Source organism: Streptomyces purpureus, from assembly GCF_014648195.1.
Classification (GTDB): domain Bacteria; phylum Actinomycetota; class Actinomycetes; order Streptomycetales; family Streptomycetaceae; genus Streptomyces; species Streptomyces purpureus.
The window spans coordinates 91,061-99,004 of record NZ_BMQQ01000026.1 but is presented as its reverse complement, the minus strand read 5'-3'; the positions used below and the strand labels follow the sequence as shown (position 1 = coordinate 99,004).

General features: G+C 70.6%; 10 protein-coding genes and 1 pseudogene. 5 read left to right on the top strand and 6 right to left on the bottom strand.

Translation table 11 applies throughout. From position 1 onward, the window contains the following. From IEZ01_RS27030 to IEZ01_RS27020, 3 genes are all read right to left on the bottom strand, one after another. A partial coding sequence (locus IEZ01_RS27030; protein ID WP_229833245.1) for a toxin occupies positions 1–550 on the bottom strand: 550 nt, incomplete at its 3' end. A 218-nt stretch (positions 551–768) separates the two neighbouring features. Beyond that, complete coding sequence (locus tag IEZ01_RS27025; RefSeq protein WP_052185790.1) at positions 769–1,155, bottom strand: hypothetical protein; 387 nt, start codon at positions 1,153–1,155, stop codon at positions 769–771. 560 nt (positions 1,156–1,715) lie between these two features. After that, complete coding sequence (locus tag IEZ01_RS27020) at positions 1,716–2,081, bottom strand: PH domain-containing protein (protein WP_028797763.1); 366 nt, start codon at positions 2,079–2,081, stop codon at positions 1,716–1,718. A 175-nt stretch (positions 2,082–2,256) separates the two neighbouring features. On the opposite strand from IEZ01_RS27020, the pseudogene IEZ01_RS36100 reads away from it, so the two are divergent. After that, a pseudogene (locus IEZ01_RS36100) lies at positions 2,257–2,328 on the top strand (50S ribosomal protein bL37); the annotation flags it as partial. 118 nt (positions 2,329–2,446) lie between these two features. Here the strand turns inward: IEZ01_RS36100 and IEZ01_RS27015 are convergent. Both IEZ01_RS27015 and IEZ01_RS27010 read right to left on the bottom strand, forming a co-directional pair. Next, on the bottom strand, positions 2,447–2,878 hold the full coding sequence (locus tag IEZ01_RS27015; protein ID WP_019888067.1) for a subtilase-type protease inhibitor: 432 nt from the start codon (positions 2,876–2,878) through the stop codon (positions 2,447–2,449). 300 nt (positions 2,879–3,178) lie between these two features. Beyond that, positions 3,179–3,703, bottom strand: a complete 525-nt coding sequence (locus tag IEZ01_RS27010; RefSeq protein ID WP_019888068.1) for a hypothetical protein — start codon at positions 3,701–3,703, stop codon at positions 3,179–3,181. 128 nt (positions 3,704–3,831) lie between these two features. Here IEZ01_RS27010 and IEZ01_RS27005 point away from each other — a divergent pair, with 128 nt between their 5' ends. Then, a complete protein-coding gene (locus IEZ01_RS27005) occupies positions 3,832–4,509 on the top strand; it encodes a TetR/AcrR family transcriptional regulator (protein WP_019888069.1) in 678 nt (225 codons plus the stop codon). A gap of 64 nt (positions 4,510–4,573) precedes the next feature. Further along, positions 4,574–5,641 carry a sigma-70 family RNA polymerase sigma factor gene (locus IEZ01_RS27000; RefSeq protein ID WP_229833244.1) on the top strand — a complete coding sequence of 356 codons (1,068 nt, stop codon included), beginning with the start codon at positions 4,574–4,576 and terminating at the stop codon, positions 5,639–5,641. Positions 5,642–5,699: 58 nt separating this feature from the next. Here IEZ01_RS27000 and IEZ01_RS26995 read toward each other — a convergent pair whose 3' ends face one another. Further along, positions 5,700–6,443: a PP2C family protein-serine/threonine phosphatase gene (locus tag IEZ01_RS26995; RefSeq protein ID WP_019888071.1), complete on the bottom strand. Its 744-nt coding sequence runs from the start codon at positions 6,441–6,443 to the stop codon at positions 5,700–5,702. Positions 6,444–6,644: 201 nt separating this feature from the next. Here IEZ01_RS26995 and IEZ01_RS26990 point away from each other — a divergent pair, with 201 nt between their 5' ends. Both IEZ01_RS26990 and IEZ01_RS26985 read left to right on the top strand, forming a co-directional pair. Further along, the gene (locus IEZ01_RS26990) at positions 6,645–6,944 is read left to right on the top strand and encodes a hypothetical protein (RefSeq protein WP_019888072.1); all 300 of its coding nucleotides are present in this window, start codon (positions 6,645–6,647) and stop codon (positions 6,942–6,944) included. Positions 6,945–7,122: 178 nt separating this feature from the next. Then, positions 7,123–7,914 carry a nuclease-related domain-containing protein gene (locus IEZ01_RS26985; protein ID WP_019888073.1) on the top strand — a complete coding sequence of 264 codons (792 nt, stop codon included), beginning with the start codon at positions 7,123–7,125 and terminating at the stop codon, positions 7,912–7,914. Positions 7,915–7,944: the final 30 nt, after the last annotated feature.

Genomic DNA, 7,944 nt, shown 5'->3' with positions numbered 1-7,944 from the left:
GGGGGGAACGTCTGAAGAGGCCCGTGCGCCGGTGGGCGACGGGCCGGGAGAGCGAGTTGGCGAGCCGTCCGACCATGTCGTCGCTGGTGACGTCGCGCGCCATCCGGGGTATGAGCGAGGCCCCGAACTCGGCCATCCGCTCCTCGTGGGTGTCGTACTGCGCCCGCGCCTGCACGGTCGTCGCGCCGGAGCCGAGGACCCGGCCGATGAGGGAGGTGTCGAAGACCGGCATGAGCCGCCGCAGCTGCTCGGCGTCGAGGCTGGTGCCGTGGTCGAACCACTCGTGGCACAGCTCGTGCAGGATGACGTGCTGGGTCTGGTACTCGGTGGGCCGCCGCCGGTAGAGGACGAGGCTGGTGTCTCCGGACTTCAGCCGCAGGCCGCAGGCGGCGTTGAGACGCGCGAGCCGGTCGGGCAGTTCGCGCAGCACGATCTTCCGGCCACGGGCGGCCTCCATGTTGGCCACCAGCGCCGCGATGTCGAAGGGGGCGGGGAGGGGCAGGTCAGCCAGCCCGGCTTCGCACTCTTTCCGCAGCTCGCGCAGGGACATCGGGGCCTCTTGGTCGTCGTCACGCGTGTGTGTGACATGCGAACGGCGATTTTAGCCAACGCGTACGACGAGACGGGCACGCGTGCGGGCCCTTTCGGGGGCCGCGTGCCGGGGGCCACGGGCGGGAACCGAGCGAAGGGGCGCACTGCGGGGGCGGTGTGCGGGGCGCCGATGGGCGTCGACGTGCGCCGTTGCGCGCTGTTGTGCGCCCCGTGGAGCTAGGCCGGCGGCTCCTGGTCGGTGTCCTGCCGGGGGCTCTTGGTCTCCTCCAGGAGCGAGAGCGCGAACTCCAGCAGCTCGGCGGTGAGTCCGTCGTCGTCGAGCCCCCGCCCCGCGATCCCGCTGATCTCGCCCGTACGCCGCTTGGCGAGGAACTGGAGCCCGGCCACGACGTCGTCGACGACCTCGGACTCCTCCTTGAAGAACCGCCAGTCGACCCCGAAGCCAAGGCCGAGCGCCTTGAGGATGTCCTCGGAGGGGTTGGTCACCTTCCCGGCCAGGATGTTGGAGAAGTAGCTGTGCGAGAGGGAACCCCCGCGCTCCTTGACGAGATCGGCGAAGAACCGGCCGGAGACCTTCTGCCCCGGGAAGGTCTTCTCCACCATGTACTCGACCTTCTGCTGCAACGTCGTCAGCTCGGGCGCCGGCTCGGCCGCCGGCCCCGTCGGCAGCTCGGTCGTGCGCTTCGGCTCAGGCGCCTGCTCGCCGCCGTTTCCCACTGGAACCCCCACGTTCACGTCCGCGGCCAACTGGACTTGCGCAAACACTCTACGCCACTGTTAACTCGAAAAAACGCGGACAGGGGGCCACGAGGGGAGTCCCCTGCCCGTGGGGGACTTGGTGTGTCCGGACATATGAGCAGCCCTTCGCGACGGGGGATGCACGAAGGGCTGCGGCGCCAGTATGACACTTGGTCAGCGTCCTCCGCAGCTCTCCGCGAAGTTCGCGTACGGCAATGTCGCTTTGCAGTCGCGTGAGTTACCAGTCGGTTGACAAAGGCAAACCGGTCGGACCGCCGCACGCCGGGACGTTAGCCCCGATCGGGGCACGACGCCCGCTTCCCCGCGGCCCGTCGGGCGATCCGCGCAGCTGTCCCTGGCCACGTAAGCCGAAGGCCCCGGTCCGACGACCGGGGCCTTTGACGTGCGAGTCGAACGCGGTTGGGTCAGCGGGCCACGAACTGCGTGAGGATTCCCTGCACTTCGTAGATGTCGACGCCCTTGGTGAACGTCTTCTGGACCGGCATCTGGGTCCCCGAGATCCAGATCTTGAGCTCGGCGTCGAGGTCGAACGTTCCCGCCGTCTCCACCGCGAAGTGCGTGATGCTGCGGTACGGAATCGAGTGGTACTCCACCTTCTTGCCGGTGATCCCCTGCTTGTCGACCATGATCAGCCGACGGTCGGTGAAGAGCATCGTGTCCCGGATCAGCAGGTACGCGGCGTGCACCTGCTCGCCCTGGCCCAGCAGCCGCGCGTACTCCTGCTGCGCCGCCGCGGGATCGATCGCGTGCGCGTTTCCGAACAGTGCCACGAAGGCCCCCACCCCTATGTTGCCGAGCGCCATGTCTCGCGCGCTCGGAAGTTGAACGCTGTTCGAAACTGTATACCGCCTGTATACGGCGCCCAAAGGGCTGCTGATGCGGGTGTGTCCCCACGAACCTAGACTGGCGACGGCCGGAAAATCCCGATTCAGGGAGATGTGCTCCATGTCCAAACGAGGCAACAAGCGCCGCGCCCGCAAGAAGAAGGGCGCGAACCACGGCAAGCGCCCCAACGCCTTATTCCCCGCGCTCGATTCGTGTGCGTGGGCGCGAGAGAGCCCCAGGCCGTCGGCCTGGGGCTCTCTCATGCGTACGGACTCGTGCCTTCGGATCGCACGTGCCACGCGGGGAGGTGTCAGAACGAGAACACGCGCGAACCCTGGGACTTGCGTACGCAGTCGTTGGCGTAGACGCGCTCGTAGGAGACGCGCTTGCCCTGCCAGACGCCCTCCGCCGTCACGACCACGGGGTTGTACTCCCGTGTGCAGATGCCCGCCGTGTTCTCGGGCAGCCTGTCGAAGTCACCACGGGACTGACGGAGTTGCCCGCAGGCACCCTCCGCGTCCGGGTGCGTCCCGGCCGCCGTGGGCTCGCAGGCGAGGGTCACGGCCCGCTCCACCGTCGTGTCGGCCGAGCTCTCGCCATGGCCCACGGTCAGTACCAGGGCCGAAGGGGCGTAGAGGGAGGCGGGCGCGGGGGCAGGCTGGGCGACGGCGGCGGTCAGCGGCCAGCCAACGGCTGTGGCCGCCAGCGCAATCGTCGCTGCCCAGCGTGCGGTGGTTCGCATTGTGTGCATCCTTCCGCTCGAATTTGTGCCTGATCGGTGAACGCGAGTCTTGCGGCTACGTCGCCGAAACACACATCGACCCCATGGATTTCGGTAACGTTACGTGCTCAATTAGTGGCGAGAAGTGACGCATGGGGAACGGGTGTTCCCAGGATCTGCGTGCTGCAAACGCTTTCTCCACCCCGAGTTGGCCGGATCCCCCGCTTCGACGAACGGCTTGAACCCCCGGCCTCGTGCCGCCGTGGATCAGACCGCGACGGGGATGGCGACTCCAGGCCTGCCAGGCGAGGTGACGGAGGGTCAGCTGGTGGCGAGGAGGGCGAGGACCGCGAGCGAGCCGGCGAAGACGACGGTGTGGCGGATGTTCTGCAGGTAGGGCATGACCCAGCGGGGGAAGCCCTGCTCGGCGGCGGTGAGCATCGCCTTGACGTCGATCCGCCGGAGCTCGCTGTCGTCGCTCCTGGCGAAGGCGGCGGCGACGGAGGCCGTGGCGGTGAGATTGCTGTAGAGGATCACGCAGTTGATCAGCAGTACCACGGGCTGGAGATACCAGGAGAGGGTCTCGCCCCAGCTGTTGCCGAAGAGGTTGAGGGCCGCCAGCGAGGTCATCGTGAGGGCGATGCCGAGCGGCGCCCAGGTCTCGTGGCCGCCGGCGTCGAGCCGCATCCCGTTCTCGGCCATCACGGTGGTGCGCACGCCCTGGCGGCCGAGCTCGTTCTCGACGGCGCTCTGGGCACGCGCCCCGTAGCGGGCCCGGACGAGCGGGATGGAGATGAAGGCGAGGGCGATCAGGAGCTGGAACAGGGCGGTGGTGGTGCTGGACATGCCGGTCTCCTTCGAGGGCTTCGTGCGGGCCGCTTGAACTAAGTGCAAGTGCAGCTTAGAAGGCGACTTGCACTAAGTGCAAGTCCTTTCCGGGCCTCGCTTGTACTTAGTTCAACTATGGTGGGGTCATGGCACAGAACACGCTCACCGCAGACCAGATCGTCAAGGCCGCCATCGAGCTCCTGGACGCCGACGGCCTCGACGGCCTCAACATGCGCGCCCTGGGCAACCGGCTCGGCTCGGCCGCGACCGCCGTCTACTGGCACGTCAAGAACAAGGACAACCTGGTCCGGCTGGCCGGTGACGAGGTCTGGAAGGAGGTCGGACTGCCCGACATCGACGCGCTGGAGTGGCGCGAGGCCGCCACGGCCATGGCGAACAGCATGCACGCGATGATGACCCGCCACCCCTGGCTGCTCCAGGCGCTCGCCGCTCATCTCCTGTACGGCCCGGCCAAGTCGCGCGTCGACGACCACATGATCGGCCTCTACGAGAAGGCCGGCTTCACCGGCGCCGAGGCCGACCAGGCCGTCGCCACCGTCTTCACCTTCGTCCTGGGCAACGCCGCGGGCGCCGCTGCCACGATCTCCCTCACCCGCAGGCTCAGCCGTAACGGCGGCGACCCGGAGGCGCAGATCTCCGAGAGCCTGGCAGAGGCGACGGAGATCGCGCGGGGGTACCCGCGGCTGCGCGCCCGTATCGAGTCCGCGAGCGGGACGGACTACAACGCGGCTCCCGACAACACCTTCGCCTTTGGCCTCAACGCGATCTTGAATGGCCTGGAGCAGCAGCTTGCGACCGGCTGAGGGCCGCCCGTCACATTCGGCGGACGGGCTCCGTCAAGGTGGCGGGGGGCGAGGAGAGGGCCAGATGGAACCGATACGACGGATGGGGCGGACAGGGCAGATGGAACCGGGGGACGTGCAGGGCGCGAGCGAGCACACCGAGGCCACGGAGCACACCGAGCACCCCGAGCACATCGAGCTCAGGGAGCCGACGGAGCCAGGAGAAGCGGGTGAGCCCAGGCAGCTCGGCACGCCGAGGGACCGGGCCTACGCCGACGCCCTTCTCGCTGAGCGATTCCAGGCCCACCGCAGCCACCTGCGGGCGGTCGCCTACCGCATGCTCGGCTCGCTCAACGAGGCCGACGATGCCGTACAGGAGGCGTGGATCCGGCTCAGCCGCTCCGGGACGGACGGCGTCGAGAACCTGGGCGGCTGGCTGACCACGGTCGTCGGCCGGATCTGCCTGGACATGCTGCGCTCCCGTACCTCGCGCCGCGAGGAACCCCTCGACGAGCCGGGGGTACGGCTGCCCGATCCGGTCGTCGGCGCCGGGGACGTGATCGACCCCGAACACGCGGCGCTGCTCGCCGACTCCGTCGGCCTCGCGCTTCTCGTCGTCCTGGACACGCTGGCCCCCGCCGAGCGGCTCGCGTTCATCCTGCACGACCTCTTCGCCGTCCCCTTCGACGACATCGCGCCCATCGTGGGCCGCACCCCCACCGCCACCCGCCAGCTCGCCAGCCGCGCCCGCCGCCGGGTCCAGGGCGCGGCCCCGGCGCCCGACTGCGACGTCCCGCGCCAGCGCGAGGTCGTGGACGCCTTCCTCGCCGCCGCCCGCGGCGGCGACTTCGAGGCCCTCGTGGCGGTCCTCGACCCGGACATCGTGGCCCGCTCCGACGGTGGCGCCCTGCGCCCGGGCATGCTGATCCGCGGCGCCGCGGCGGTGGCGGGTCAGGCCATCACCTTCGCCCGCTTCGCCGAGGCGTCCGTACCGGCCCTGGTGAACGGGGCGGCCGGAGTCCTCGCGATGGCGGAGGGCCGTCCGATCTCCCTCATGGCGTTCACGATCCGCGACGGAAAGGTCACGGCCCTGGACATCCTCACCGACCCGGAGCGGCTGGCCGCCCTCGACCCCGAGCCCTTCACCGGCTGAGCGGGAACGCCTCCGGGGCGCGGTGCGGCCGTACCCCGGGCGGCGCTCCCGGCGGGCCTCACTCACCGAGGCGTACGAGCGCGAGCGTGATGTTGTCGGGCCCGCCGGCCTCCATGGCCGCCTTCCACAGCTCGAAGGCGGCCCGGCCGTCGTTGTGCACCCGCAGCACGGCGCCGATCTCCTCGTCCGGCACCGGGTCCGTCAGCCCGTCGCTGCACAGGAGCCAGCGGGGGGCGTCCGCGCCCGTCTCCAGGGCCGTGACGTGGGGCGTGACGGCGATGGGCCGTGTGCTGCCGCCCAGCGTCTGCGTCACCGCCGACGTCGTACGCCGTCCCGGTGGCGGCGGCGGGCTGTCGTCCACGCTGACCTGCCGGAACCTATCGCCGGACGCGTCGTACACCCGGCTGTCGCCGACGTTGAACGTGAGCGGCGACCTGCCCCGTACGACCATCCCGGCGACCGTGGTCCCCATCGTGGCCAGCTCGGGCCGGCCCGCCGCGGCCGCGTACAGCTCCTCGTTGCACAGGTCCAGGGCCTCGCGTACGGCCTCCGCCCCGTCCAGCGACGGGCCGAGCGCGGCCAGCTGCCGTACGACCAGCGCACTGGCCACCTCCCCGGCGGGCTGCCCGCCGAGCCCGTCCGCGATCGCCACGACGAGCGGGGTGCCGAGGGGGAAGAGAAGAGTCTGCGGGTTCTCGGTGACGGTGCCGCACAGCGTCCACGGGCCGATGACCAGGCTGTCCTCGTTGTGCTCGCGGACGAGCCCGGCATGGCTCAGGGCAGTCACGGCGATGTACGGCACGACGACCAGCCTCTCCCGAGGGCGTCACCCCCATTGTCCCGCGCGGGCGCGACCACGGCTCCCCGACCACGGCTCCCCACGGCCCCCGGGCCCGCAGCGCCAAGGCCTCCGGCCCCCCGGCCACGGCTCGGCATGCGGCCTCCGGTCACCGGGAGCACGCTGGTCGTGAACGCGGGGGAGTCGTGGAAAGGATGGTCGGCGATGTTCGCAAGGCTGAGCACCTACCAGGGTTCACCGGTCCCGCCCGAGGGAGACCTGGCCGCGCTGTCGGAGGCGATCGTCCAGCAGGTCCAGGAGCTTCCCGGCTTCGTCGGGGTGTACTACCTCGTCGACCGGGCCACCGGACAGGCCAGGTCGATGACCCTGTGGCAGGACGAACAGACCATGCGGGCGAGCGAAGAACGCGCCCACGAGATCCGCGAGCAGACCGCGCAACGGGAGGGCCAGCGGATCGTCTCGGTCGAGCGCTTCGAAGTGGCCTTCAGCCATCTGAACACCTGACCCGCTCCCCATGAATCCCTGACCCGCTCCGATCCGGGGGCGGAGGCGCCGGAGCCCGCGGGAGGAGCAAACCCCTTCCCTCAATGCGCACTTGTGAGCGCTGTCACCCCGGTGCTCCGATGGCGGGACGGCCCGCGGGGGGCGCGGCCGACAGGAGCGACCGGGGGGTGGGGGTGCGATGCGCGAGCTGCGGGTCACCTCGTGGAAGCGGCAGGGCCACGACCGTCTCTACGTCAACCTCCCGGACGGCACCGCTGTCGCCTGGGCCGACCGTACGACCGGGGAGATCACCTTCCTCGACCGCAAGTACGGCGACGCGGCGGTGGACGCCCTGGCCCGGCAGGACCCCGGTCCGCCCCAGTCGGGCCCGACGGCCGCGCCGATCCCCGACTCCCTCCCGCCCCTCACCCCGGACAACGACCTGGCCGCCGAACGCCCCGGGACCGGCCTCCTCGACCGGATCGCGGCCCGCGTCCTGGGCCGCAGACCCGGGCGGGCCGCCGAGGCGCGGGTGGGCGCCGAGCTGGACCGGCTGACCAAGAGGGGCTGGCACGTCCTGCACGCCGTACCGCTGCCCGACGGGCCGGACCTCGAGCACCTGCTGATCGGCCCCGGCGGCGTCTTCACCATCCACACCAGGCACCACCCCGAGAAGGCGGTGTGGGTCGGTGACGACACACTCCGGATCGACGGCGCGGACCCCCAGCCGTACGTTGCCGACCTCCGCGCCGAGGCCCGCCGCGTCGCCGCGGCGCTGGAACGGCACTGCGGCTTCCGCGTACCCGTACAGCCGGTACTGGTCTGGGTCGACGTGTCCAAGCTGGACGTCGTCCCCACGCAGCTGGAGGTGAGGGTCTATCAGGAGCGCCAAGTGGCTTCCCTGGGGCCGATGTCGGGTGCGCTCGACCCCGCGCAGGTGGAGCGTGTCCACACCGTGGCCCGCGACCGCCGCTGCTGGCTGACCGCCTGAGCCGGGCCCTTGACCGCGGCTGCGGCGCCC